Raw genomic sequence first — 23,257 nt, forward strand, 5'->3', positions numbered from 1 at the left:
TGATATCCTGCGTTACGTTGCGAAATGATAATTTCGCAAGCTATTAGCGTTCACAACGAAATTATCAATGTTTCATTTTAAGCGCTAATGATAGAGCATTCTGACAGCCAGGATCATGGGGAAAGATCACATCGGGCTCTAATTCCTCTCTTTTTATCCCCATTAAGTGGTCGATTTTGGTTGGTCGGGCAAAAACGGTGAGGCCGCGCATTAACAGGGTGTCGGTCACGCGGTCTTGTTGATCAAACGCGACGGCCAGCACCACGCGCGGTTTGAAACGCCCGCCGGAGCGCCCAACGCCGACGCGCCCGCGCTGGCACAGCGTATCAAACGCTTTGTTAAACTGGCGGATTTGCCAGCCGCCAAGCGCCATCTGGCAAAGCCAGGCGATGGCGGCAACGGTGATCAAGGCTGAAACCATAGCGATCTCCTTTTAAATCTGGCCCCCCGCGCGGAGGGCCACGCAGATCAGAACATCACCTGGCCGCCGGTGACATTAATCGACTGGCCGGTGCAGTAAGAGGCTTTAGGGCTGGCATAAAACATCAGCACGTTCAGCACATCCTGGTAGTCGCAGCCGCGCTTGAGCGGCACTTTGTCGATGTAATATTGCTCAACTTCATCCGCCGCAATGCCCAGTTTGCTGGCATATTGCGGGATAAGTGACTGGAACATCGGCGATTTCAGCAGGTTACCCAGCATCAGCGAATGCACAGTAATGCCGTACTCCGCTAGATCCAGCGCCAGTGATTGGGTCAGCCCCACGCCGCCGAACTTCGCTGCGCTATAGCCCGAGTTGTGCTTGCTGCCCACTTTGCCGGATTTGGAGTTGATCTGGATGATGCGCCCCTGAATGCCGTCGCGAATCATCAACTTCGCGAACTCACGTGCGCAGAGGAAATAGCCCACCAGGTTCACCTGCAAGGAACGGTCGAAATCACCGAGCGCAAAGTCGCTGATAAACGCCGCTTTGGCAATGCCTGCGCTGTAGACCAGCAAATCCGCTCGACCAAAAATCTCATCCACGCCGCGCGCCAGCGCCAGTACGCTGTGCTCGCTGGTGGCGTCCGCGCCAAAGCCGTAGGCCATCCCTTCGCCAAACTCGCTGTTGATCTCCTGGGCGACATTTGCCGCTTTATCACTTTGAATATCCACTACCGCCACGCGGTAACCTTCTGCGGCAAGCCCACGGCTAAGGAACGCCCCAAGGGTTTGTCCTCCACCAATGACAACGGCAACCTGTTTCATACTCTTCTCCTTACGACTTAAGCGACAAATTTCAAAATGCAGCCGGGGGCGATATCGTCCGGCACCGGGCCTGCGACGTGTACCGTTCCGGGGTATTCCGCCTGCGTTTGCCCATCGAAACGCAGGGTGATATGCCCCAGTTCACGCAGATTCTGCTCGGCGACATCGCCGACGGCGGTGACCGGGTAGCGACGATCGCCTAGTTCAAACTGCGCGCCGGGTAACAGCGCGCCCGAAAGCGCACCGTGGTTATGGATAAAACAGAACTCGGCGACATCCGCAGGCGCGCCTTCGCGGAAGGTGATCAGCATGTTGTCGCTCAGCGCGTCCGGGGCGCTTTCACCGATGTGGGTAATGGTGGTTTGATAAATCACACTCATAAAACAACCCTTATTGATAAATGAAACCGGAGACAAACCAGGCGACCAGCACCGTTGGCGCACCGGTTAAAAAACGGCTGACCAGTACGGAGGGGACACCGACGCGCACGGTATCCTGACGCGCTTCCGCCAGCGACAAGCCCACCGGGATGAAGTCGCACGCCGCCTGGGCGTTGATGGCGAACAGCGCGGGCAGGGCGAGATGCGGCGGGATATTGCCGAGGCCGATCTGTACGCCAATCAGCACGCCAATGACCTGGGCAATCACCGCCCCTGGGCCGAGGAAGGGTGACAGCAGCGGGAAGGAGCAGATAAGCGCCAGCGTGACCAGCCCGAGCGGATGGCTGGCAAGCGGCGCGAGGCCGTGGGCAATCCAGTCGCCAAGCCCGGAGGCCATGATGATGCCGATGAGCGCCGAGACGAAGGCCATAAACGGCAGAATAGTTTTCAGCACCGTGTCGATGGTGTCGCGCCCGGCCTGAAACAGCACCGCGACCGCCGAACCCATGCCCATGCCGACTTTTGCCAGCAGGCCATCGCTCTGCTCGGTGATTTTTTTGCTGGTGTCGTAATCCTTCGCGACCGGGCGTTTGGGTGCGGCGGTTGGCGCGTCACCGTGCAGATGGATATTGTCCTCTTTCACTCCGGAAACGTAGATATCTTCCAGGATGTACTGCGCCAGCGGGCCGGATTTCCCTGTCGCGTGGATATTCACCGTCGGGATGCGGCGTTTCGGATAGATACCACAGCGCAGCGTACCGCCGCAGTCGATCACCGCAACGCCAATCTCCTCTGCTGGCGGCTCGCCCTCTTTAAAGCCGTCAACCGCCTGCCAGCCGGTGAGTTGCGCCAGCTTATCGACGATCGCCGGGCGGGTGCCTGCGGTGATATAGACGATTTTCTTCTCAGTGCTGGCGTCGATTTCCAGCGGGCCGCCCCAGCCGCCGGTGCCTTTTTCAATCACTATGCGCGTCATGATGTTGCTCCAGCGAGTTGGACTTTTTGTTCAAGTTGAATGCCCATTTTCTTCTCGAAAATGGAAGTAGTCAGGTCGGTAACCCAGCCGCGGAAGAAGTTGGTCACCAGCCCGACCAGCAGGTAGCTCACCGCCAGCGGGCCGAGCGGCAAGCCCAGTGTTGTCAGACCGTTGGCGATCCCCAGATAGACAAACAGCTCGCCGGGGTTGATATGCGGAAACAGGCCATTCATTGAGTGGCAACTGTAGGACGCGGCAGCGTAATAACTGGGTTTGTACTTTTCTGGCATAAAGCGACCGAGACTCAGTGTCATGGGGTTGCAGAAGACAAACGTGCCGATGCAGGGCAGCAGCAAATAGCGGGCAAGGGGATTGCCCGCGCAGCGCTGGGCAAATTTTTCGATCCGGTGTTGGCCAATAAAGTTAATCAGTGCGTTCATGATAACCAGCAGGCTTATCAGCAGAGGCAAAATACCGGTCACCATGCCGGTAAACACTTCGCCGCCTTTCTGAAACAGCCCGATGAACCATTCGGCACCATGCGTAATGGTTTCCATTGTTCTCTCCTGTAGGGTTGTCGTTTTGTTGTTTAACCGTGCACTATCATAATCATTATGAAAGGTTGAAATGTGTTATTTAGGTCTCGTTATGAAAGAAAAAATGATCATTGTGAAAGTTTTAGCGAGAGTGAGCGGAATTAAATGAACGCGTAATGGAAGGTGAAAAAGTGAAGTGAGATCGCGTGCGCAGGCGTTACGGCGCTTCCTTGTCGGTAGCCAGATGCTTTACCATACTTGCTCCTGGCTGATTCGTTTAAAATGGAAGTCCCATGTTGAAGCGTTGTTACGCAGCATTGCTGCCTGCGTTTGTTGTGCTCTGTGCCTGTAGCAGTAAACCCCCGCTCGCTGAAACCCCGCAAACCGCGTCGCCCGCGCCTTCCGGCGGTTTTCTGCTTGAGCCGCAGCACAATGTTCTGATGACCGGCGGTGACTTTGCCAATAACCCGGCGGCGGAGCAGTTCATCAATATGATGGTCAGTAAGCACGGTTTTGACCGCCAGCAACTGCATGAAATTCTCTCGCAGGCCAAACGCCTGGACTACGTGTTGCGCCTGATGGATAAGCAAGCGCCGACGACAGCGGGACCCACCGGGCCGAACGGCGCCTGGCTGCGCTATCGCAAGCAGTTCATCACCCCGGACAACGTGCAAAATGGCGTGGCGTTCTGGAATCAGTATGAAGACGCGCTTAACCGCGCGTGGATGGTTTACGGTGTGCCGCCGGAAATTATCGTTGGCATCATCGGCGTGGAAACCCGCTGGGGCCGCGTGATGGGCAAAACGCGTATTCTCGACGGGTTAGCGACGCTGGCCTTCGCGTACCCGCGCCGCGCGGAGTATTTCGCCAGTGAACTCGAAACTTTCCTGCTGATGGCGCGTGATGAAAGTGATGATCCGCTCGAACTGAAAGGTTCTTTCGCTGGCGCAATGGGTTATGGTCAGTTTATGCCCTCTTCGTACAAGCAGTACGCCGTCGATTTCAACGGCGACGGGCATATCAACCTGTGGGATCCGGTGGATGCCATTGGCAGCGTGGCGAACTACTTCAAACAGCACGGCTGGGTGAAGGGCGATATCGTGGCGGTTCCGGCCAACGGCCAGGCACCGGGGCTGGAAAATGGCTTTAAAACCAATTACAGCGTCGGGCAACTGGCGGCGGCGGGTTTAACACCGCAACAACCGCTGGGCGCGCACCAACAGGCGAGCCTGCTGCGCCTTGATGTGGGCACCGGCTATGAGTACTGGTACGGTCTACCGAACTTCTTCACCATTACCCGCTATAACCACAGCACGCATTACGCGATGGCGGTCTGGCAGCTCGGCCAGGCGGTTTCACTGGCGCGCGTTCGCTGATCCCTCTCCCCTCCTGCGGGAGGGGAATCTGAAACATTTCGATGCACTCCCGTTACGCATAGCGATTTACTTAATCATTCATACTGATTATTGTTACGTTATAACATATGAGGTATGTGAATGATTCCCGTAACGCTGTTTTCCCTTTCCGGCACGATCCGTTTCGTGCTGGCTGCCGCACTATTAGCGGTGCTTTGGCTCCTGACTGGCTGGGCGGTTGCGCTGCCATGATTGAACTTGACCACCTGGTCGCAGGCTACGATCGCCTCGCGATCACGCCGGCGCTGTGCGGCACGCTGGCGCGCGGCAGTATGACGGCGATTGTTGGCGCGAACGGCTGCGGTAAATCGACCCTGTTAAAAACGCTGGCCGGATTTTTACCGCCGGTGAGCGGCGTTTTGCGCTGGCAACCGGCGCGGCCCGTCATCGGCTGGCTGGCGCAGCGCCACGCGCTGGAATCTCAATTTCCGCTCACCGTGCAGGACGTGGTGAGTATGGGCTGCTGGCCGCGCGTTTCGTTGTTTCGCGGGTTGAACCGCGATGCCCGTAGCCGAATCGCTCAGGGGCTGGAGCGCGTTGGGCTGACAGCAATGGCGCGCGAGACGATTGATACGCTCTCCGGCGGGCAGTTTCAGCGCATGTTGTTTGCCCGCGTCTGGGTGCAGAACGCGCCGCTGGTGATGCTCGACGAGCCGTTCACCGGTATTGATGAAGCCACATCGCAACTGTTGATGGAGCAGATTGTGGACATGCATCGTGGCGGGCAAACCATTATTGCCGTGCTGCACGATAGCGAGCGCGTGTCTCGCTATTTCCCGCAAACGTTACGCCTCGACGAACGCGTGGCGCAGTGGGGCACGACAGCGCATTTCGCGACAAAAGATGAGGCGTGCAGCGCATGATCTGGCATCTCTTTTTCCAGCCGTTTATCGAGTTTGGCTTTATGCGCCGCGCACTGGTGGTGTGTCTGGCGCTCTCCATCAGTACCACGGCGCTGGGCGTTTTTTTGCTGCTGCGGCGCATGAGCCTGATGGGCGATGCGCTGTCGCACGCCATTCTGCCTGGCGTGGCGGTGGGTTATTTGCTGAGCGGCATGTCGCTGCTGGCGATGAGTATCGGCGGTTTTATCGCAGGTATCACCGTCGCGCTGGTGGCAGGCTGGGTAAGCCGCCGCACGCCGCTGAAAGAGGACGCCAGCTTCGCCGGTTTCTACCTCGGGTCGCTGGCGCTCGGCGTCACGCTGGTTTCGCTGCGCGGCTCCAGTGTCGATCTGCTGCATCTGCTGTTTGGCTCGATTCTTGCGGTCGATCGCGACTCGGCGCTGTTTGTCGCGGGTGTGGCCAGCCTGACGCTGCTGGTGCTGGCGTTTTGCTATCGCGGCATGGTCAGTGAAGCGTTCGACAGCGCGTTTTTGCAGGTTAACTCGCCGCGCGCGCCGGGTTTGCTGCACGGGGTGTTTCTGGCGTTACTGGTGCTTAACCTGGTGGCCGGGTTTCAGGTGCTCGGCACATTAATGGCCGTAGGCGTGATGATGCTCCCCGCCGTGGCGGCGCGCTGCTGGGCGCGGACATTACCGGGATTATTATGGCTTGCGGCCAGCATTGGCGCGCTGTGCGCCTGGCTTGGGTTAAGCCTGTCGTGGATGGCGGGGTTGCCCGCCGGACCGGCGATTGTGCTGACCGCCAGTATTATTTTCTTTTTTTCCATTTTATTCGGCACGCGCAGTGGGCTGGCTCACAGCCTGCGCGCACTTTTAACGTAGCAAGGGGAAATGATGAAACGGACAGGGCTTATTCTGTCGCTGGCGCTCGGCCTGGTGGCGCAGGGCGCAATGGCAAAAACAGTAAATGTGGTCGCCAGCTTCTCGATTCTGGGCGATATCACCCGGCAAGTCGGCGGCGATCACGTCAAGGTGACGACGCTGGTGGGACCGGATGGCGATCCGCACACCTTTGAACCGTCGGCGAAAGACAGCGCACTGCTTAACAGCGCTGACGTGGTGGTGGTGAACGGCCTGGGGCTGGAAGGCTGGTTAGATCGTCTGGTGAAAGCCTCTGGCTTTAAAGGCCAGCTTGTCGTCGCATCAACCGGCGTTACAACGCATACGCTGGAAGAAGATGGCGCAACGGTGACCGATCCCCACGCCTGGAACAGTGCGGCGAATGGTGCGCTGTATGCGAAAAATATTCTTGCCGCGTTGGTGAAAGCCGATCCGGCTGACGAAGCCGCGTTAAATGCCTCTGGTCAGCGTTATATCGACCAGTTAACTAAACTGGATAGCTGGGCGAAAGAGCGCTTCAGCGCGGTGCCACAGGCGAAACGCAAAGTGCTGACCAGCCACGACGCGTTTGGCTACTTTGCTCGCGCTTACGGCGTTGATTTCATGGCGCCGCAAGGCATCTCTTCTGAAAGTGAAGCCAGCGCTGCGCAGGTTGCTTCGCTGATCAAACAGATCAAAGCCGATGGCGTGAAAGTGTGGTTTATGGAAAACCAACTGGATCCACGGCTGGTGAAACAGATCGCCAGCGCAACCGGCGCGCAACCGGGTGGCGAGCTTTATCCGGAAGCGTTAAGCGCCAAAGGCGGGGTGGCAGATACCTATCAGAAAGCCTTTCGTCATAACGTCGACACTATCTATAACAGCATGAAGTAACGGGCAATAAGCTACGCAGGCCGGCGCTCGCTGGCCTTTTTTCGGAAGCCTCCTCGTAAATTCGCTATCCCGTCCCCATCTTTTCGCGGAAAGTGGTATCTTTTCCGCCACAGTTTTTAGACGCACGGGAGCCATCATGACGGACAATGAATTAATGCAGCTCAGCGAACGCATCGGGCTGGCGCTGAAGGCGCGCGGCGCGACGCTGACGACGGCAGAATCCTGTACCGGCGGCTGGGTGGCGAAGGTGGTAACCGATATCGCTGGCAGTTCCGCCTGGTTTGAACGCGGGTTTGTTACCTACAGTAATGAAGCGAAAGCCCAAATGATTGGCGTGCAGCCCGCCACGCTGGATGCGCACGGCGCGGTCAGCGAGCAGGTGGTGGTCGAGATGGCGATTGGTGCGCTGAAAGCGGCGCGTGCCGATTATGCGATTTCCATTAGCGGCATCGCCGGGCCAGATGGCGGCAGCGATGAGAAGCCGGTTGGCACGGTTTGGTTTGGCATTGCCAGCGTCAGCGGGGAAGGGATTACGCGGCGTGAATGCTTCTCCGGCGATCGTGAAGCGGTGCGCAGACAGGCCACCGCCTATGCCCTGCAAACCCTTTGGCAACATTTTCTACAAAATGCTTGATACTGTATGACCATACAGTATAATTGCGACAACAGAACAGTAATTCACCGCGGAGCGTAACGCGCTTCACTCTGCATGAAGGAGTAATCATGGCTATCGACGAAAACAAACAAAAGGCGCTTGCAGCCGCACTGGGTCAGATCGAAAAGCAATTCGGTAAAGGCTCCATCATGCGTCTGGGTGAAGACCGTTCCATGGATGTGGAAACCATCTCTACCGGTTCGCTCTCGCTGGATATCGCGCTGGGCGCTGGCGGTTTGCCGATGGGGCGTATCGTCGAAATTTACGGGCCTGAATCTTCAGGTAAAACGACGCTGACCCTGCAAGTGATTGCCGCTGCGCAGCGCGAAGGTAAAACCTGTGCGTTTATCGATGCGGAACACGCACTGGATCCGGTTTACGCTCGCAAACTGGGCGTTGATATCGACAACCTGCTCTGCTCTCAGCCGGATACCGGTGAGCAGGCGCTGGAAATCTGTGACGCGCTGGCGCGCTCCGGTGCGGTTGACGTGCTGGTGGTCGACTCCGTTGCGGCGCTGACGCCGAAAGCGGAAATCGAAGGCGAAATCGGCGACTCTCACATGGGCCTTGCGGCACGTATGATGAGCCAGGCGATGCGTAAACTGGCTGGTAACCTGAAACAGTCCAATACACTGCTGATCTTCATCAACCAGATCCGTATGAAAATTGGCGTAATGTTCGGTAACCCGGAAACCACCACCGGCGGTAACGCGCTGAAATTCTACGCCTCTGTGCGTCTGGATATTCGCCGTATCGGTGCGGTGAAAGAGGGTGATAACGTGGTCGGCAGCGAAACCCGCGTAAAAGTGGTGAAAAACAAAATCGCTGCGCCGTTCAAACAAGCTGAATTCCAGATCCTCTACGGCGAAGGCATCAACTTCTACGGCGAGCTGGTCGATCTTGGTGTGAAAGAGAAGCTGATTGAGAAAGCCGGCGCCTGGTATAGCTACAACGGCGACAAAATTGGTCAGGGTAAAGCGAACGCAACGACCTGGCTGAAAGAAAACCCGGCGGCGGCGAAAGAGATCGAGAAAAAGCTGCGCGAAATTCTGCTCAGCAACCAGAATTCTTCCGCTGAATTCACTGCCGATGGCAATGACGAAGACGTTGAAGAAACCAACGAAGATTTCTGATAATTTGAATGGTAATCAAGGGCTGCTGATGCAGCCCTTTTGCTTTTCTACGCACACAGGATCAAGCCATGCCCGAGAACCCTTCCCGACGCTCCGCCGTTGCCCGCCTGCGTGACCGGGCGATGCGGATTCTGGCGATGCGCGATCACAGCGAAAAAGAGTTTCGTCGCAAATTAACCGCGCCAGTAATGAGTAAAAACGGCCCGGAAGAACTGGATATCACGCCGGAAGAGGTCGAAGAGGTCGTTGCGTGGTGTCTGGAGCATAACTTTCTTGATGACATGCGCTTTGTGCGCCAGTTTATCGCCAGTCGTGCGCGCAAAGGTTATGGTCCGGCACGCATTCGGCAGGAGTTAAATCAAAAAGGGATTTCGCGAGAAGACAGCGAAAGCGCGCTACGCGAATGCGATATCGACTGGGTGGAGAGTGCCCGTGCGCAGGCGCAGCGCAAATATGGCGAACCGCTACCGACTGAATATGCGGCGAAAGTAAAAGTGCAGCGTTTTTTGCTCTATCGCGGCTTTATGCAGGAAGATATTCAGGAAATATGGCGAAATTTTGCCGACTGAGCGCATACGGGATTTTACTTCGCAGTAAAGAAAACTTATCTTATTCCCACTTTTTCCAGTAGCTGGCGCGTTTTCCATGTATGGCAACGGCCGGTTACCACATTTCGTTAGCTTGATTTCAGGATAATTATGAGCAAGAGCACCGCTGAGATCCGTCAGGCGTTTCTCGATTTTTTCCATAGTAAGGGACATCAGGTAGTTGCCAGCAGCTCCCTGGTACCGAATAACGACCCGACTCTGCTGTTTACTAACGCCGGGATGAACCAGTTCAAGGATGTATTCCTTGGGCTCGACAAGCGTAATTATTCCCGCGCTACCACAGCACAGCGTTGCGTTCGTGCTGGTGGTAAACACAACGACCTGGAAAACGTCGGTTACACCGCACGCCATCACACATTCTTTGAAATGCTGGGCAACTTTAGCTTCGGCGACTACTTCAAACATGATGCTATTCAGTACGCATGGGAACTGTTGACCGGTGAGAACTGGTTCAACCTGCCGAAAGAGCGTCTGTGGGTGACGGTATACGAGACGGACGACGAAGCGTACGAAATCTGGGAAAAAGAAGTGGGCGTGCCGCGCGAGCGCATTATCCGCATCGGCGATAACAAAGGTGCCGCGTACGCTTCTGACAACTTCTGGCAGATGGGCGATACTGGTCCGTGCGGCCCGTGCACCGAGATTTTCTACGATCACGGCGACCATATCTGGGGTGGCCCTCCGGGCAGCCCGGAAGAAGACGGCGATCGCTATATCGAAATCTGGAACATCGTCTTTATGCAGTTCAACCGCCAGGCTGATGGCACCATGGAACCGCTGCCGAAGCCGTCCGTGGATACCGGTATGGGCCTGGAACGCGTTGCCGCAGTGCTGCAACATGTGAATTCCAACTATGAAATCGACCTGTTCGCGAAGCTGATTCAGGCGGTGGCAAACGTGACCGGTGCGACCGATTTGGGTAACAAATCCCTGCGCGTAATCGCTGACCACATCCGTTCCTGTGCCTTCCTGATCGCCGATGGCGTCATTCCGTCGAACGAAAACCGTGGCTATGTGCTGCGTCGTATCATTCGTCGTGCGATTCGTCATGGCAACATGCTGGGCGCGAAGGACACCTTCTTCTATAAGCTGGTTGGCCCGCTGATCGAGGTGATGGGTTCCGCCGGGGAAGATCTGCAACGCCAGCAGGCTCAGGTTGAGCAGGTTCTGAAAACCGAAGAAGAGCAGTTTGCACGTACGCTGGAGCGCGGTCTGGCGCTGCTGGACGAAGAGCTGGCAAAACTGAAAGGCGATACGCTGGACGGCGAGACCGCTTTCCGCCTGTACGACACGTATGGCTTCCCGGTGGATTTAACCGCCGATGTCTGCCGTGAGCGTAACCTGAAAGTTGACGAAGCAGGTTTTGAAGCCGCGATGGAAGAGCAACGCCGTCGCGCACGCGAATCCAGCGGTTTCGGCGCAGATTACAACGCGATGATCCGCGTTGATGGCGCGTCAGAATTTAAAGGCTATGACCATCTGGAACTGAACGGCAAAGTGACTGCGCTGTTTGTCGACGGTAAGTCGGTGAATGCGATTGCCGCAGGTCAGGAAGCGGTGGTGGTTCTCGATGAGACACCGTTCTACGCCGAATCTGGCGGCCAGGTGGGCGACAAAGGCGAACTGAAAGGTAATGGCTTTGCCTTTGCCGTACAGGATACGCAGAAATACGGTCAGGCGATTGGTCATCTCGGTAAGCTGAATAGCGGTTCGCTGAAAGTCGGCGACGGTGTGAAAGCTGAAGTCGATGAAGCGCGCCGTGCGCGTATTCGTCTGAACCACTCTGCCACACACCTGATGCATGCCGCGCTGCGCGATGTGCTCGGTACGCACGTTGCGCAGAAAGGCTCGCTGGTGAACGACAAAGCGCTGCGCTTTGACTTCTCCCATTTTGAAGCCATGAAGCCATCGGAAATCCGTGCGGTAGAAGATCTGGTGAATGCGCAAATTCGCCGTAACCTGCCAATCGAAACCAACATCATGGATCTGGAAGCGGCAAAAGCGAATGGCGCAATGGCGCTGTTTGGCGAGAAATACGAAGATCGCGTGCGCGTACTGCGCATGGGTGATTTCTCGACTGAGCTCTGCGGCGGTACACATGCTTCCCGCACCGGTGATATTGGTCTGTTCCGCATTGTGTCTGAGTCTGGCACAGCGGCGGGCGTGCGCCGTATTGAAGCGGTAACCGGTGAAGGCGCGATTGCCAGCCTGCATGCGCAGAGTGACCAGTTGCATGATGTCGCGCAGTTGCTGAAGGGCGACAGCCAGAACCTTGGCGATAAAGTGCGTACTATTATCGAACGTACTCGCCAGCTGGAAAAAGAGTTGCAGCAGCTTAAAGAGCAGGCGGCAGCGCAGGAGAGCGCTAGCCTGTCCGGTAAAGCTATCGATCTTAACGGCGTAAAACTGCTGGTTAGCGAACTGGCTGGCGTCGAGCCGAAGATGCTGCGTACCATGGTGGACGATCTGAAAAACCAACTGGGTGCTTCAGTGATTGTGCTTGCCACCGTGGCGGAAGGAAAAGTTTCCCTGATTGCGGGTGTGTCGAAGGATGTGACCGACCGCGTGAAGGCCGGGGAATTGATTGGTATGGTTGCCCAGCAGGTTGGGGGTAAAGGTGGCGGACGTCCGGATATGGCGCAAGCCGGCGGTACTGACGCAGCCGCACTGCCTGCCGCTCTCGCCAGTGTAAAAGATTGGGTAAGCGCTAAACTGTCATAATTACAAAGCGAAAGCAGACGCCATAACCTTGCGGTTATGGCGTTGTTGCCACTACGCTATTGATAACGATAAAGTCAGGTTGAAGTCTTGTATATCGGCTAAACTTAGGTTTAACAGAATGTAATGCCGTGACTGCTTACACTTAGGTGTTTGTCATCGCTTACTTTTTGGCGTTATATGATGGATAATGCCGGGATACAGAGAGACCCGACTCTTTTAATCTTTCAAGGAGCAAAGAATGCTGATTCTGACTCGTCGAGTTGGTGAAACCCTCATGATTGGGGATGAGGTCACTGTGACTGTATTAGGGGTTAAGGGTAACCAGGTTCGTATCGGCGTTAACGCCCCTAAAGAAGTTTCCGTTCACCGTGAAGAGATCTACCAGCGTATCCAGGCTGAAAAATCACAGCAGTCGAACTACTGATGCTATTATCGCGTCTCGCTGTTTCCCGGCGAGACGCAACACCTCCTCCTGATTTTCCCCTCGTTACGTTTCCTTTTTATTGCATACTTGCTGTTTTCCTCTGTTACGCGCTTTTTGGTCCGACATGCGTTGGCTACTTTTCTGTAGCGGAACGGCAGAAATTCTGCTGATAAAACATCCTTTTTGGCCTTTTTACAGGCTAATTGCCTGCGAAGTGTGCAAACGATTCAGGGGCTGGAAAAAGTGTTTGACTTATAAGTCCCAGAAAGTAATATGTGCGCCACGCAGCGACGATGAGCCCTCAACAAGTTCTTCGAAGCACTCGAAAGAGGCGCGTGTGGTGAGGTGGCCGAGAGGCTGAAGGCGCTCCCCTGCTAAGGGAGTATGCGGTCAAAAGCTGCATCCGGGGTTCGAATCCCCGCCTCACCGCCATTTTGCATCCGTAGCTCAGCTGGATAGAGTACTCGGCTACGAACCGAGCGGTCGGAGGTTCGAATCCTCCCGGATGCACCATCTTGCTCAGTGTGGCGAGGTAACGCAGCACTGAATCAGCGTTGTAAAGTAAGTTTCCCGATGCATCCGTAGCTCAGCTGGATAGAGTACTCGGCTACGAACCGAGCGGTCGGAGGTTCGAATCCTCCCGGATGCACCATTCTTGCTCAGTACGCCGATGTTATGCAGATATGAATCTGTGTTGTAAATAGCATTTCCCGATGCATCCGTAGCTCAGCTGGATAGAGTACTCGGCTACGAACCGAGCGGTCGGAGGTTCGAATCCTCCCGGATGCACCATCTTATTGATACACCAGCCTATTTATTCTTTCACTTTCGGCGAACATTATTGCCGGAATCAGAAAGGACAGCGCTGTTTCAGCAGCGGTCTGAAGGCGAGGCAACGCCGGGTCATCTTTCCGGATTTGTTTGGGCATGAAGTTCTGAATCTGTAGCGTAAAAACATTTCCCGATGCATCCGTAGCTCAGCTGGATAGAGTACTCGGCTACGAACCGAGCGGTCGGAGGTTCGAATCCTCCCGGATGCACCATCTTCTGCAATACCCCCGTCGATTTATTCTCTCAGGTTTAGTGCATGTTTCTGCTGATACCAGCAAGAATAACGCAGCTCAGGCAATACCCTACAAGCTAAACAAAAACATCCTTCAGACCGTATCGCCTGCGTAAAACACAAAACTTCGTCTCACCGGTACCCCGCCAAAATCATGCGTAACACTATGCTTCTCACTCGCTGGCAGCGACAAAAATCACTGTTTACGTTAAAGTAACTGTTTGTTATCCGCTTTGTGAGAACATGATGTACGAACGTTACGCTGGTCTGATTTTCGATATGGATGGCACTATTCTTGATACAGAGCCAACTCACCGTAAAGCCTGGCATGAAGTGCTCGGGCGTTATGGGATGCGTTTTGACGAACAGGCGATGATTGGGCTTAACGGCGCTCCAACCTGGCATATCGCGCAATCCATTATTGAAGCCAACCAGGGCGATCTCGATCCTCATCTGTTGGCTCAGGAAAAAACGGCGATGGTAAAAGCGATGCTGCTGGACTCTGTTCGCCCATTACCGCTTATTGAGGTGGTGAAAGCGTGGCATGGTCGTCGTCCGATGTCTGTGGGAACGGGTAGCGAAAGCGCGATTGCGGAGGCGCTACTGGCACATCTTGGATTGCGAGGATACTTTGACGCCGTTATCGCAGCTGATCATGTTAAGCATCACAAACCCGCGCCCGATACTTTTCTGCTTTGTGCACAAAGCATGGGGGTGGAACCGACGCAATGCATTGTTTTCGAAGATGCAGATTTCGGGCTTCAGGCGGCGCGCGCAGCTGGTATGGACGTCGTAGACGTTCGCTTATTGTGAGTGACACGCTGTCGTTGTTGTCACTGTTTTCCAGCAGCTTTCTCAGTGCCACGCTGTTGCCTGGCAATTCTGAGGTTGTGCTGGTTGCCATGCTCATTTCTCACGTTAGCCAGCCCTGGCTGCTTGTTGTAATAGCAACAATGGGTAATAGCCTTGGAGGGCTGACTAACGTTATTCTTGGGCGTTTCTTTCCGCAGCGTAAAACATCGCGCTGGCAGGAAAAAGCGACTGACTGGCTTAAACGATACGGCGCGGCAGCGCTGTTGTTAAGCTGGGTGCCTGTTATAGGCGACTTGCTGTGCCTGCTGGCAGGATGGATGCGCTTGTCGTGGGGGCCAGTAGTAATATTTTTATGCCTTGGCAAAGCGTTGCGCTATGTGGCGATCGCCTTTGTAACGCTGCAGGGTATGACGTGGTGGCACTAATTGGACTGAGTGAGTGACCTTTAATCGTCAACCATTACAATTATGCTTAATAAAATGATTATGACAGGCGGGAGGTCAATTTGATCCCGGACGTATCACAGGCGCTGTCCTGGCTGGAAAAACATCCTCAAGCTCTGAAGGGGATACAACGCGGTCTTGAGCGTGAAACGCTGCGCGTAAATGCGGATGGCTCTCTGGCAACTACGGGTCACGCGGCTGCGCTTGGCTCAGCACTGACCCATAAATGGATCACCACCGATTTTGCTGAAGCGCTGCTGGAATTTATCACGCCGGTAGATGGCGATATCGATCATATGCTGACCATCATGCGCGACATTCATCGCTACACTGCGCGCCAGATTGGCGATGAACGCATGTGGCCGTTGAGCATGCCGTGTTATATCAAAGATGGTCAGGATATTGAGCTGGCGCAGTATGGCACGTCCAATATTGGTCGCCTGAAAACGCTCTATCGCGAAGGGCTGAAAAATCGCTATGGCGCACTGATGCAAACCATTTCCGGCGTGCATTACAATTTCTCGCTGCCGATGGCCTTCTGGGAAGCGAAAAGCGGCAGTACGGATAAAGAATCGGTATCGGAAGGTTATTTTCGCCTCATCCGCAATTACTACCGGTTCGGCTGGGTGATCCCGTATCTGTTTGGCGCTTCGCCAGCAATTTGCTCGTCGTTCCTGCAAGGGAAACCGACAACGCTGCCGTTTGAGAAAACGTCGAACGGTATGTACTACTTGCCGTATGCGACCTCATTACGCCTGAGCGATCTTGGGTACACCAATAAATCGCAAAGCAATCTCGGTATTACCTTCAATAACCTGCATGACTATGTGGTGGCGTTGAAGCGCGCAATCAAAACGCCTTCTGAGGAATACGCCAAAATTGGTCTGAAAAAAGATGGCAAATACTTACAGATCAATACCAATATTCTGCAGATTGAAAACGAGTTGTATGCACCCATTCGCCCGAAACGTGTAACCCGTAGCGGCGAAACACCATCGGATGCGTTGCTACGTGGCGGCATTGAATACATCGAAGTGCGTTCTCTGGATATCAATCCGTTCACCGCCATTGGCGTTGATGAGCAGCAGGTGCGTTTCCTCGATCTGTTTATGGTCTGGTGCGTGCTGGCTGATGCGCCGGAAATGAGCAGCGATGAATTGCTGTGCACCCGTACTAACTGGAATCGCGTGATTCTCGAAGGGCGTAAACCTGGTTTGACGCTCGGAATGGGCTGTGAAACCGCACAGTTCCCGCTCGCTCAGGTCGGTAAGGATCTGTTTAGCGATCTGAAACGAGTAGCGCAAACGCTGGATGGCGTGTACGGTGGCGAAGAGTACGAAAAAGTGTGCGACCAGTTGGTTGCCAGCTTCGACGATCCGGAATTGACATTCTCTGCGCGCATTCTGCGCTCGATGATTGATAATGGTATTGGCGGCACGGGGAAAGCCCTGGGCGATCAGTACCGGTCGCAGCTGCGTGAAGAGCCACTGGAAATTTTGCTTGAGGAAGATTTCATCGCCGAGTGCAAAGCGTCGCTGGTGCGTCAGGCAGAGGTTGAAGCCGGAGATTCGGAGTCATTCGAGGCGTTACTCGCGCGCCACGCCTGATACAAAAGAAAAAGGCCACATCTCTGTGGCCAAAATTTCATCTCTGAAGATCAGGGATGATGATAACAAATGCGCGTCTTTCATATACTCAGACTCGCACGGGAAAAAAGAGTTCATTTTATTTTTAAAAAATCACTGTCGGAGGTGACTAAATGCCATTATTGGATAGCTTCACTGTCGATCATACCCGTATGGAAGCGCCCGCAGTCCGTGTTGCCAAGACTATGGACACGCCGCACGGCGACACCATTACCGTATTCGACCTGCGTTTCTGCGTACCGAACAAAGAAGTGATGCCGGAAAAAGGTATCCATACGCTGGAACATCTGTTCGCCGGTTTTATGCGTAACCACCTCAACGGCAATGGCGTTGAGATCATCGACATCTCTCCGATGGGTTGCCGCACCGGTTTCTACATGAGCCTGATCGGTACGCCGGACGAGCAGCGTGTCGCCGATGCCTGGAAAGCGGCGATGGCAGATGTCCTGAAAGTAAAAGAGCAGAATCAGATCCCGGAACTGAACATTTATCAGTGCGGGACATACCAAATGCACTCTCTGGAAGAAGCGCAAGAAATCGCGCGTCACATCCTCGATCGCGATGTTCGCGTTAACAGCAACGAAGAACTCGCTCTGCCGAAAGAGAAATTGCAGGAACTGCATATCTAGTTTCCCCATGCCGCCTTTCTGCCTGGAAGGCGGCATTATTTTATTCGCACCTTTTCATATTCTTTTCATTCAGTGAAAATATTATATTTCGTTATTTATAATGGAATTATGATGCGTCAATAATATCCATTCCCGCTATGTGGCTTCTTGTTGTTATTTAAATTCCGGCGTGATAGTTTTCACCCCTGTTGTTATTTGACGGATATTTCACGTTTAATTTATTTATTAACTGAATGTAATTCAGTGAAATGATATGCCTGAATGATGAGGATATTATGCGGCGTTCACACTCTTATCTTTTATGTCTCTCCTTCGTTTTACCCTTTACATTAGCGGGTTGTGTTAAATCAACGGTGCCCTCCGTGGTGAAAGATGCGCCGCAGAAACAGCAGACACAGCAATGTTACGAGCTTCTGACTGCCTTAAAAGGTCTGGATAATTCCGCATTTGAAACTTACAAACAGCAATTTAATACGATTAATAAAAGCTATGAAGTCTACAAGAGAAATCGACCAATAATTGATAAGAATTCTGCGGAAATAATGAAAGCCGAAATTGATAGTAAGATTGAAGTGGTTTGCTCGCGCGTGCGTAGCGCGGTATTCACTAATATGTCCAGTCGCGCAAATGCCCTGAAACAGTTATGAGAAAACTATTTTATTCATCTGCTGTGCTGTTATCGGCTATATCATCATCAGCCACCAGCGCTGAGCCTGCCTCATTACTCGACCGACTAAACGAGGAACACATAATATCAGCCGAGCCGCAGTCTCCGTTTACGGCGGACCACAGCAGTGCAGGCTCAGTTGCTACGTCTTCGCCACAGTCTGCCGTTAAACAGCAGACCGCGCCAAAAAAGGCATCGAGTGAGCAAGAAATTAGGTTACTGAAACGCAAACTCGCGGAGCTGCGGCGTGAAACAGAAACGCTGCGCAAAAAACAGACCGCAGCAACGCCCATACAGCCAAAAAATAACGCAGGCGACGATAACAAACAGCCGTCGCCGATCATTAGCAGTGAAAACAAGCTGCTACAACAACAGTTGCAGGCCAGCGAGAAGCAACTTGCCGCGGCGAATAACAAACGTGAAGAGGCAAATAGTAACCTTGATGCCGCCGCGAAAAAGATGAGTGAGCAGGCGCTAAGTATTACGACCTTAAAAGATGCGTTGCAGCAGGGCAGCGAAGAGAAAATACAGGCGGAACAGCAACTGGCTGAAGCGAAAAAGCAGGGGGCAGAGCTCAGCGCGAAGCTGCAGCAGGCGGCCACGAAAATCGCCGAACAGGAAAAGCAGCTTGCCGAGGCGAATAAAAAGCGCGACGACGTCACCAGTCAACTCGCCGCTGCCACGAAACAAACTGCCGGGCAGACATCGCAACTTGCCGCGTTGGAAGCGACGCTAAAACAGCGCAGCGAAGAAAAATCGCAGGCGGAACAGCAACTGGCTGAAGCGAAAAATCAGGGTGCAGAGCTCAGCGCGAAGCTGCAGCAGGCGGCCACAAAAACCGCAGAACAAGAAAAGCAGCTTGCCGAGGCGAATAAAAAACGCGACGAGATAACCAGCCAGCTCGCTGCCGCCACCAAACAAGCCGCAGATCAACAAAGCCAGCTTGCCGGGGCGAATAAAAAACGCGATGAGATAACCGACCAGTTGACTGCCGCCACCAAACAAACGGCAGATCAGGCATCGCACATCGCCGCGCTGGAAGCGAAATTAAAGCAGAGCAGCGAAGAGAAGGCGCAAATGGAACAGCAACTCGCTGCCGTGAAGAGTGCGCCAGCTGCGGCGGAAAATGGGGCGGGTAAAGCGAATTCACCGGCATTCTCGCTGGCGGCGGATAAGTCTGAACTTGCGCGCGTTAACTATGCCTGGGGCGTCTGGTTTGCGGCAAAAGTTCAGCTTGAAAGCGAAACGCTGAAAGATATTGGTCAACAATTTATGCCGCAGGCTTTTCTGCAAGGCTTGCAGGATAAATTTGCGGGCAGTCTGCAAATGCCGAATGCCGATCTTGAAAAGGTCCTCACTACGCTCAACAAGCAGGTAGACGATGCGCGGCAACGCGAAATAACCCGCAACAAGAAGCAAGGGCAGCAGTTGCTGGCCGATGCGGCGAAGCTAAAGGGCGCAGTACGGGCGGATAACGGCGTGGTCTATTTGGTTGAAAAACGTGGGCCGGGTGCCGCTATTGGCGATACCGATGTCATCCGTTTCAAAGTGGATGAAAAGGTCAGCTCCGGGCAGGTTCTCGCACAGAACGAAGTCAACACCGCGCGCGTGAGCGAACTACCGATGGTGATGCGTGCTGGCGTAAAAAAACTGGTCGTGGGTGGCAGAGTGAAGATTTATGTTCCCACCGAGCTGGCTTACGGCGAGGAAGGTATACCTGGCGCTGTACCGCCCGGCGTGACTTCCGTGATGACGCTGGAAGTTCTCGGCATTGAGAAGTAAAACAAGCCATTAAAAAAATCGCCTCCATCAGGAGGCGATTTGCTTTTCAGGTTAATGCGCGCCGCCGCCGCCGCCGCCCGCACCAAATGGCGGTTTGGCAAACCACACCAGCCCCAGCAAGATCAGGAATACCCCCGCAGAGAACCAGAAAATCTCGTTGGCGGAGATAATTAGCCCCTGATTGGTTATCTGCTGCGCTATCCAGCCGGAAGCCTGTTGCTGCGACATGCCCATCCCCTGCAGCTGGTTATAGATTTCCTGCGAGTTCGGATTGTACGGGTTGACCGACTCTGTAAGCTGTGCATGGTGCATCGATTCCCGGTTCGTCCACAGCGTCGTGGTGATCGAGGTTCCGATCGAGCCCGCCAGCGTACGCGCGAAGTTCGACAGGCTCGACGCCGCCGCCAGTCGCTCTGGTGGCAAACCGGAAAGGGTGATAGTCGTCAGCGGCATAAAGAAACACGCCACCGCGAAACCCTGAATGAACTGAGGCCACGCTGAAGCGCCGAAATCCATGCCCGGCTCGAAGGTATACGCGCGCCAGTAGAAGCACACCGCATACATAATAAAGCTGAATGTCACCAGACGGCGCATATCCAGCTTATGCGCAAAGCGGCCAATAATTGGCGACAGCAGCACCGGTATCACGCCAACCGGCGCGGAAGCCAGCCCCGCCCAGGTCGCGGTATAGCCATACACTTCCTGCAACAGCTGCGGTAACAAGACAATCGCGCCGAAGTAGAGCATATAGGCAAGGCTGATACACAAACAGCCGATGGTAAAGTTGCGCGACTTAAACAGCGACAGATCGACTATCGGGTTATCGTCGGTCAACTCCCACACCACCAGGAAACTTATCGACACCACGGCGACAATCGTCAGCACGATGATCTCCGTCGAGTTAAACCAGTCGAGCTCTTTACCCTGGTCGAGCATCACCTGCAGGCTACCGATACCGACGATCAGCAACGCCAGCCCAACACCGTCAATGCGCCGCTGCTCGGTACGCGTTTCGCGCCCACGCAGGCTTTGCAACGTCAGTAATACCACCAGCGCACCGATCGGTACGTTGATAAAGAAGATCCAGCCCCAGTGATAGTTATCGCTGATATAGCCGCCGAGGATCGGCCCGCAAATCGGCGCGACGATCACCGTCATTGACCACAGCGCCAGCGCGATAGAGCGCTTGGCAGGCGGATAGTTGCTGAGCAACAAACTCTGTGACAGCGGGATCAGCGGCCCGGCGACAATCCCCTGGATCACGCGAAAGAAGATAAGCATCCCCAGACTGCTGGAGACGCCGCATGCCCAGGAGGCGATAGCGAAGGCGACGGTAGACCAGAGAAACAGCTTCACTTCCCCAACGCGTTTCGCCAGCCAGCCGGTGATCGGAATCGAGATGGCGTTTGCCACCCCGAACGAGGTGATCACCCAGGTACCCTGGCTCAGCGAGGAGCCAAGGTTACCGGCAATAGTCGGAATAGCAACGTTAGCGATGGTCGAGTCCAGCACCTGCATGAAGGTCGCAAGCGACAACGCAATGGTCATAATGACCAGCTGCGCGCCTTCCAGCGGTTTCTGTTGCATTGCACTCACCTCAGATTAACCGGCGTTGGCTTTCACGATGTTTTCGATCAAGGTATTGACCGGCTCAAGGCTGATTTCCCGGGCGTTGCTTTCATAGGCCGGGCTGGTGCGCACCTGGCTTGCCAGCACCTGACCTTCACGATCGGCGGTATCCACTTTCACCAGCGTGGACAGACCAATACGCAGCGGATGGTCGGCGAGTTGTTTTGCATCCAGCTCAATACGTACCGGCAGACGCTGTACCACTTTGATCCAGTTACCGGTGGCGTTTTGCGCAGGCAGCAGCGAGAACGCACTGCCGGTGCCCATATCCAGGCCAACCACTTTGCCGGTGTACTTCACTTCATCGCCGTAAATGTCACTGACGATGGTCGCACTCTGACCAATACGCATATGCGCAAGCTGCGTCTCTTTAAAGTTCGCATCCACCCACAGGTTGCTGGCCGGAACGACAGCCATCAGCGCGGTGGACGTTGTGATCTGTGCGCCAGGCTGCACGGCGCGGCGGGAAACGTAGCCGGTGATTGGGCTGACGATTTTAGTTCGTTGCAGCGCCAGCCAGCTATTGCGAACTTCGGTCGCAGCTTGTTTTACCGCCGGTTGATCTTCCAGACGGGTATCAAGCACGATGGCCTGGTTAGCGTTGTACTGCTGAATGGCGACATCCAGCTCTGCTTGCGCGCTGGCCACGGCGTCACGGGCGTGTTGCAGCTCTTCGCGGCCAATCAGGTTGGCACTGCCGAGCGGCACGCGGCGGTTAAAATCGCTCTGCGCCTGGGCGAGGGCGGTTTTTTTCAGCTCAATGCTCGCCTGCAACTGTTTGCTGTTGATGATTGACTGGCGTGTCTGGCGAACGCTGCTCGCCAGCGCGGTTTGCGCTTTTTCAAACGCCTGCTGCGCGTCAGTTGCGTCCAGCGTTACCAGCACATCGCCCTGTTTGACGAAATCAGTGTTATCGGCCCAGACTTTCGTCACGCTGCCGGACACCTGCGCCATGATTTGTACCTGGTTCCCTGCCACGTACGCGTCATCGGTCTCCTCGAAGTGACGCAGTACCAAAAACCAATAAATCCCGTATGCCACGGCAATAACAATAAAGAGCAAGGTCAGCAGAAGAAGGGCGTTTTTACGTTTGCCTTTCTTTTTGACCGGTTGCTGCGGGGTTTGACTCTCCGCATTTGCGCTCATGCTTTTCTCCACGATCTTCTTATTTTCATCCCGGCAAACGCCGGCCTGTTTTTGCCAAAAAAGCCAGTAGATACTGGCTTTTCAGTATTCTTATATCCTGGATATTCGAGCGTCTTATCGCGTTAGCGCAACGCCTCGAGAATGACGTCGTCCTCTTCCATCTGGTCGAGACGCGTCAGGAGTTTTCGGGTGATATGCTCAAGCTGATCTTTCTCGCCAACGCTCAGCGAAGACCAGAGTTGATGCAGGCAGTTATGCTGCGGGGGCAGAACCTGGCGCAGGAACTCGTGACCTTTCTCGGTCAGTTGCAGGTGCAGACAGCGACGATCGTTATCGCTTTCGCGACGCTCAATCCAGCCGCGCTTTTCCAGCTCATCGGCAATGCGTGTCGCATTGGTACGGGATGATCCCAGCGCGCTACTCAGCTCAGAAGGCTGAATACTGTGATTTTCCTGGGATTCCAGGGTAATCAGCGCCATAAACAATGTCTCGTTAATGCCCTGCGCTTTCAGCATCTTATTGCGGTTTTCCAGCAGTTTGCCCTGCATATGCATACACAGGCGGGTTAACAGGATTTCCTGAAACGGGAAATCTTCATAGCGGCTGGCGCGAAACTTAAGCATTTGTTCAATGGGCGTAAACGAACTATCCATTTGGGTATAACCTCATTAATTGCAGTCGATATAGTAACGACAGTGACAAATAAAGTAAATGTATTATTTGTAGTAA

At 54.4% G+C, this 23,257-nt stretch carries 23 protein-coding genes and 5 tRNA genes; 20 read left to right on the top strand and 8 right to left on the bottom strand.

The features are described 5' to 3' along the window. Window positions 1–64: 64 nt before the first annotated feature. From gutM to srlA, 5 genes are read right to left on the bottom strand one after another with little or no spacing between them, the layout of a single operon-like run. On the bottom strand, window positions 65–421 hold the full coding sequence (gene gutM, locus M8Q36_RS11200; protein WP_249880921.1) for a transcriptional regulator GutM: 357 nt from the start codon (window positions 419–421) through the stop codon (window positions 65–67). 47 nt (window positions 422–468) lie between these two features. Then, a complete protein-coding gene (srlD, locus tag M8Q36_RS11205) occupies window positions 469–1,248 on the bottom strand; it encodes a sorbitol-6-phosphate dehydrogenase (RefSeq protein ID WP_017459304.1) in 780 nt (259 codons plus the stop codon). A gap of 17 nt (window positions 1,249–1,265) precedes the next feature. Then, window positions 1,266–1,628 (bottom strand): PTS glucitol/sorbitol transporter subunit IIA, encoded by a 363-nt coding sequence (gene srlB / locus M8Q36_RS11210; protein ID WP_160268937.1) that lies wholly within the window; start codon window positions 1,626–1,628, stop codon window positions 1,266–1,268. A gap of 10 nt (window positions 1,629–1,638) precedes the next feature. Continuing rightward, window positions 1,639–2,604 (bottom strand): PTS glucitol/sorbitol transporter subunit IIB, encoded by a 966-nt coding sequence (gene srlE / locus M8Q36_RS11215; RefSeq protein WP_020454930.1) that lies wholly within the window; start codon window positions 2,602–2,604, stop codon window positions 1,639–1,641. Beyond that, entirely contained in the window at window positions 2,601–3,161 is a 561-nt protein-coding gene (gene srlA, locus M8Q36_RS11220; RefSeq protein WP_045510963.1) for a PTS glucitol/sorbitol transporter subunit IIC, read from the bottom strand. The genes srlE and srlA overlap by 4 nt, the downstream gene beginning before the upstream one ends. Window positions 3,162–3,433: 272 nt before the next feature. Between srlA and mltB the strand changes: the two genes are divergently transcribed. From mltB to M8Q36_RS11320, 20 genes are all read left to right on the top strand, one after another. Beyond that, window positions 3,434–4,516 carry a lytic murein transglycosylase B gene (mltB, locus tag M8Q36_RS11225; RefSeq protein WP_020454928.1) on the top strand — a complete coding sequence of 361 codons (1,083 nt, stop codon included), beginning with the start codon at window positions 3,434–3,436 and terminating at the stop codon, window positions 4,514–4,516. A gap of 227 nt (window positions 4,517–4,743) precedes the next feature. Further along, window positions 4,744–5,418 carry a metal ABC transporter ATP-binding protein gene (locus M8Q36_RS11230; protein ID WP_249880922.1) on the top strand — a complete coding sequence of 225 codons (675 nt, stop codon included), beginning with the start codon at window positions 4,744–4,746 and terminating at the stop codon, window positions 5,416–5,418. Further along, a complete protein-coding gene (locus M8Q36_RS11235) occupies window positions 5,415–6,278 on the top strand; it encodes a metal ABC transporter permease (protein ID WP_249880923.1) in 864 nt (287 codons plus the stop codon). The genes M8Q36_RS11230 and M8Q36_RS11235 overlap by 4 nt, the downstream gene beginning before the upstream one ends. 12 nt (window positions 6,279–6,290) lie before the next feature. Further along, window positions 6,291–7,169, top strand: a complete 879-nt coding sequence (locus M8Q36_RS11240) for a metal ABC transporter substrate-binding protein (RefSeq protein ID WP_249882758.1) — start codon at window positions 6,291–6,293, stop codon at window positions 7,167–7,169. Between the two features lie 136 nt (window positions 7,170–7,305). After that, window positions 7,306–7,803: a nicotinamide-nucleotide amidase gene (gene pncC / locus M8Q36_RS11245; protein WP_200552544.1), complete on the top strand. Its 498-nt coding sequence runs from the start codon at window positions 7,306–7,308 to the stop codon at window positions 7,801–7,803. A gap of 89 nt (window positions 7,804–7,892) precedes the next feature. Further along, window positions 7,893–8,957, top strand: a complete 1,065-nt coding sequence (gene recA, locus M8Q36_RS11250) for a recombinase RecA (RefSeq protein WP_017459314.1) — start codon at window positions 7,893–7,895, stop codon at window positions 8,955–8,957. Window positions 8,958–9,025: 68 nt separating this feature from the next. Continuing rightward, window positions 9,026–9,526 (top strand): recombination regulator RecX, encoded by a 501-nt coding sequence (gene recX / locus M8Q36_RS11255; protein ID WP_249880924.1) that lies wholly within the window; start codon window positions 9,026–9,028, stop codon window positions 9,524–9,526. A gap of 129 nt (window positions 9,527–9,655) precedes the next feature. After that, the gene (gene alaS, locus M8Q36_RS11260) at window positions 9,656–12,286 is read left to right on the top strand and encodes an alanine--tRNA ligase (RefSeq protein ID WP_249880925.1); all 2,631 of its coding nucleotides are present in this window, start codon (window positions 9,656–9,658) and stop codon (window positions 12,284–12,286) included. A 238-nt stretch (window positions 12,287–12,524) separates the two neighbouring features. After that, window positions 12,525–12,710 (top strand): carbon storage regulator CsrA, encoded by a 186-nt coding sequence (csrA, locus tag M8Q36_RS11265; RefSeq protein WP_007370562.1) that lies wholly within the window; start codon window positions 12,525–12,527, stop codon window positions 12,708–12,710. Between the two features lie 339 nt (window positions 12,711–13,049). Continuing rightward, window positions 13,050–13,142: transfer RNA gene (locus tag M8Q36_RS11270), tRNA-Ser, on the top strand. A gap of 4 nt (window positions 13,143–13,146) precedes the next feature. Then, window positions 13,147–13,223, top strand: a tRNA-Arg gene (locus M8Q36_RS11275). 62 nt (window positions 13,224–13,285) lie between these two features. Next, window positions 13,286–13,362 (top strand) — tRNA-Arg (locus tag M8Q36_RS11280). A gap of 63 nt (window positions 13,363–13,425) precedes the next feature. Next, a tRNA-Arg gene (locus M8Q36_RS11285) sits at window positions 13,426–13,502 on the top strand. A 174-nt stretch (window positions 13,503–13,676) separates the two neighbouring features. Next, a tRNA-Arg gene (locus M8Q36_RS11290) sits at window positions 13,677–13,753 on the top strand. 266 nt (window positions 13,754–14,019) lie between these two features. Further along, window positions 14,020–14,586, top strand: a complete 567-nt coding sequence (gene yqaB, locus M8Q36_RS11295; protein ID WP_249882759.1) for a fructose-1-phosphate/6-phosphogluconate phosphatase — start codon at window positions 14,020–14,022, stop codon at window positions 14,584–14,586. Continuing rightward, window positions 14,583–15,011: a YqaA family protein gene (locus M8Q36_RS11300; protein WP_249880926.1), complete on the top strand. Its 429-nt coding sequence runs from the start codon at window positions 14,583–14,585 to the stop codon at window positions 15,009–15,011. Before yqaB ends, M8Q36_RS11300 begins: the two co-directional genes overlap by 4 nt. A gap of 80 nt (window positions 15,012–15,091) precedes the next feature. Beyond that, window positions 15,092–16,636: a glutamate--cysteine ligase gene (gene gshA / locus M8Q36_RS11305; RefSeq protein ID WP_249880927.1), complete on the top strand. Its 1,545-nt coding sequence runs from the start codon at window positions 15,092–15,094 to the stop codon at window positions 16,634–16,636. A 152-nt stretch (window positions 16,637–16,788) separates the two neighbouring features. Then, window positions 16,789–17,304 carry an S-ribosylhomocysteine lyase gene (luxS, locus tag M8Q36_RS11310; protein WP_249880928.1) on the top strand — a complete coding sequence of 172 codons (516 nt, stop codon included), beginning with the start codon at window positions 16,789–16,791 and terminating at the stop codon, window positions 17,302–17,304. A 362-nt stretch (window positions 17,305–17,666) separates the two neighbouring features. Next, window positions 17,667–17,951 carry a YuaE family lipoprotein gene (locus M8Q36_RS11315; RefSeq protein ID WP_249880929.1) on the top strand — a complete coding sequence of 95 codons (285 nt, stop codon included), beginning with the start codon at window positions 17,667–17,669 and terminating at the stop codon, window positions 17,949–17,951. Next, complete coding sequence (locus M8Q36_RS11320; protein ID WP_249880930.1) at window positions 17,948–19,753, top strand: FKBP-type peptidyl-prolyl cis-trans isomerase N-terminal domain-containing protein; 1,806 nt, start codon at window positions 17,948–17,950, stop codon at window positions 19,751–19,753. Before M8Q36_RS11315 ends, M8Q36_RS11320 begins: the two co-directional genes overlap by 4 nt. 51 nt (window positions 19,754–19,804) lie before the next feature. On the opposite strand, the gene emrB is transcribed toward M8Q36_RS11320, so the two are convergent. The 3 genes from emrB to mprA all read right to left on the bottom strand — a co-directional run bounded on the left by emrB (window position 19,805) and on the right by mprA (window position 23,181). After that, a complete protein-coding gene (emrB, locus tag M8Q36_RS11325; RefSeq protein WP_020454913.1) occupies window positions 19,805–21,340 on the bottom strand; it encodes a multidrug efflux MFS transporter permease subunit EmrB in 1,536 nt (511 codons plus the stop codon). A 15-nt stretch (window positions 21,341–21,355) separates the two neighbouring features. Further along, window positions 21,356–22,528 (bottom strand): multidrug efflux MFS transporter periplasmic adaptor subunit EmrA, encoded by a 1,173-nt coding sequence (emrA, locus tag M8Q36_RS11330; RefSeq protein ID WP_045510926.1) that lies wholly within the window; start codon window positions 22,526–22,528, stop codon window positions 21,356–21,358. A gap of 122 nt (window positions 22,529–22,650) precedes the next feature. After that, entirely contained in the window at window positions 22,651–23,181 is a 531-nt protein-coding gene (gene mprA, locus M8Q36_RS11335) for a transcriptional repressor MprA (RefSeq protein WP_020454911.1), read from the bottom strand. Window positions 23,182–23,257: the final 76 nt, after the last annotated feature.

Source organism: Kosakonia sp. R1.Fl, assembly GCF_023516815.1.
Taxonomy (GTDB): domain Bacteria; phylum Pseudomonadota; class Gammaproteobacteria; order Enterobacterales; family Enterobacteriaceae; genus Kosakonia.

Excerpts from the sequence above, each read along its gene's own strand:
- M8Q36_RS11320 (WP_249880930.1), top strand. The coding sequence starts at position 17,948 with ATGAGAAAACTATTTTATTCATCTGCTGTGCTGTTATCGGCTATATCA.
- mltB (WP_020454928.1), top strand. The coding sequence starts at position 3,434 with ATGTTGAAGCGTTGTTACGCAGCATTGCTGCCTGCGTTTGTTGTGCTC.
- csrA (WP_007370562.1), top strand. The coding sequence starts at position 12,525 with ATGCTGATTCTGACTCGTCGAGTTGGTGAAACCCTCATGATTGGGGAT.
- srlD (WP_017459304.1), bottom strand. The coding sequence starts at position 1,248 with ATGAAACAGGTTGCCGTTGTCATTGGTGGAGGACAAACCCTTGGGGCG.
- M8Q36_RS11240 (WP_249882758.1), top strand. The coding sequence starts at position 6,291 with ATGAAACGGACAGGGCTTATTCTGTCGCTGGCGCTCGGCCTGGTGGCG.
- emrA (WP_045510926.1), bottom strand. The coding sequence starts at position 22,528 with ATGAGCGCAAATGCGGAGAGTCAAACCCCGCAGCAACCGGTCAAAAAG.
- srlB (WP_160268937.1), bottom strand. The coding sequence starts at position 1,628 with ATGAGTGTGATTTATCAAACCACCATTACCCACATCGGTGAAAGCGCC.
- srlE (WP_020454930.1), bottom strand. The coding sequence starts at position 2,604 with ATGACGCGCATAGTGATTGAAAAAGGCACCGGCGGCTGGGGCGGCCCG.
- mprA (WP_020454911.1), bottom strand. The coding sequence starts at position 23,181 with ATGGATAGTTCGTTTACGCCCATTGAACAAATGCTTAAGTTTCGCGCC.
- pncC (WP_200552544.1), top strand. The coding sequence starts at position 7,306 with ATGACGGACAATGAATTAATGCAGCTCAGCGAACGCATCGGGCTGGCG.
- M8Q36_RS11230 (WP_249880922.1), top strand. The coding sequence starts at position 4,744 with ATGATTGAACTTGACCACCTGGTCGCAGGCTACGATCGCCTCGCGATC.
- alaS (WP_249880925.1), top strand. The coding sequence starts at position 9,656 with ATGAGCAAGAGCACCGCTGAGATCCGTCAGGCGTTTCTCGATTTTTTC.
- luxS (WP_249880928.1), top strand. The coding sequence starts at position 16,789 with ATGCCATTATTGGATAGCTTCACTGTCGATCATACCCGTATGGAAGCG.
- gutM (WP_249880921.1), bottom strand. The coding sequence starts at position 421 with ATGGTTTCAGCCTTGATCACCGTTGCCGCCATCGCCTGGCTTTGCCAG.
- recX (WP_249880924.1), top strand. The coding sequence starts at position 9,026 with ATGCCCGAGAACCCTTCCCGACGCTCCGCCGTTGCCCGCCTGCGTGAC.
- yqaB (WP_249882759.1), top strand. The coding sequence starts at position 14,020 with ATGTACGAACGTTACGCTGGTCTGATTTTCGATATGGATGGCACTATT.
- recA (WP_017459314.1), top strand. The coding sequence starts at position 7,893 with ATGGCTATCGACGAAAACAAACAAAAGGCGCTTGCAGCCGCACTGGGT.
- emrB (WP_020454913.1), bottom strand. The coding sequence starts at position 21,340 with ATGCAACAGAAACCGCTGGAAGGCGCGCAGCTGGTCATTATGACCATT.
- M8Q36_RS11235 (WP_249880923.1), top strand. The coding sequence starts at position 5,415 with ATGATCTGGCATCTCTTTTTCCAGCCGTTTATCGAGTTTGGCTTTATG.
- srlA (WP_045510963.1), bottom strand. The coding sequence starts at position 3,161 with ATGGAAACCATTACGCATGGTGCCGAATGGTTCATCGGGCTGTTTCAG.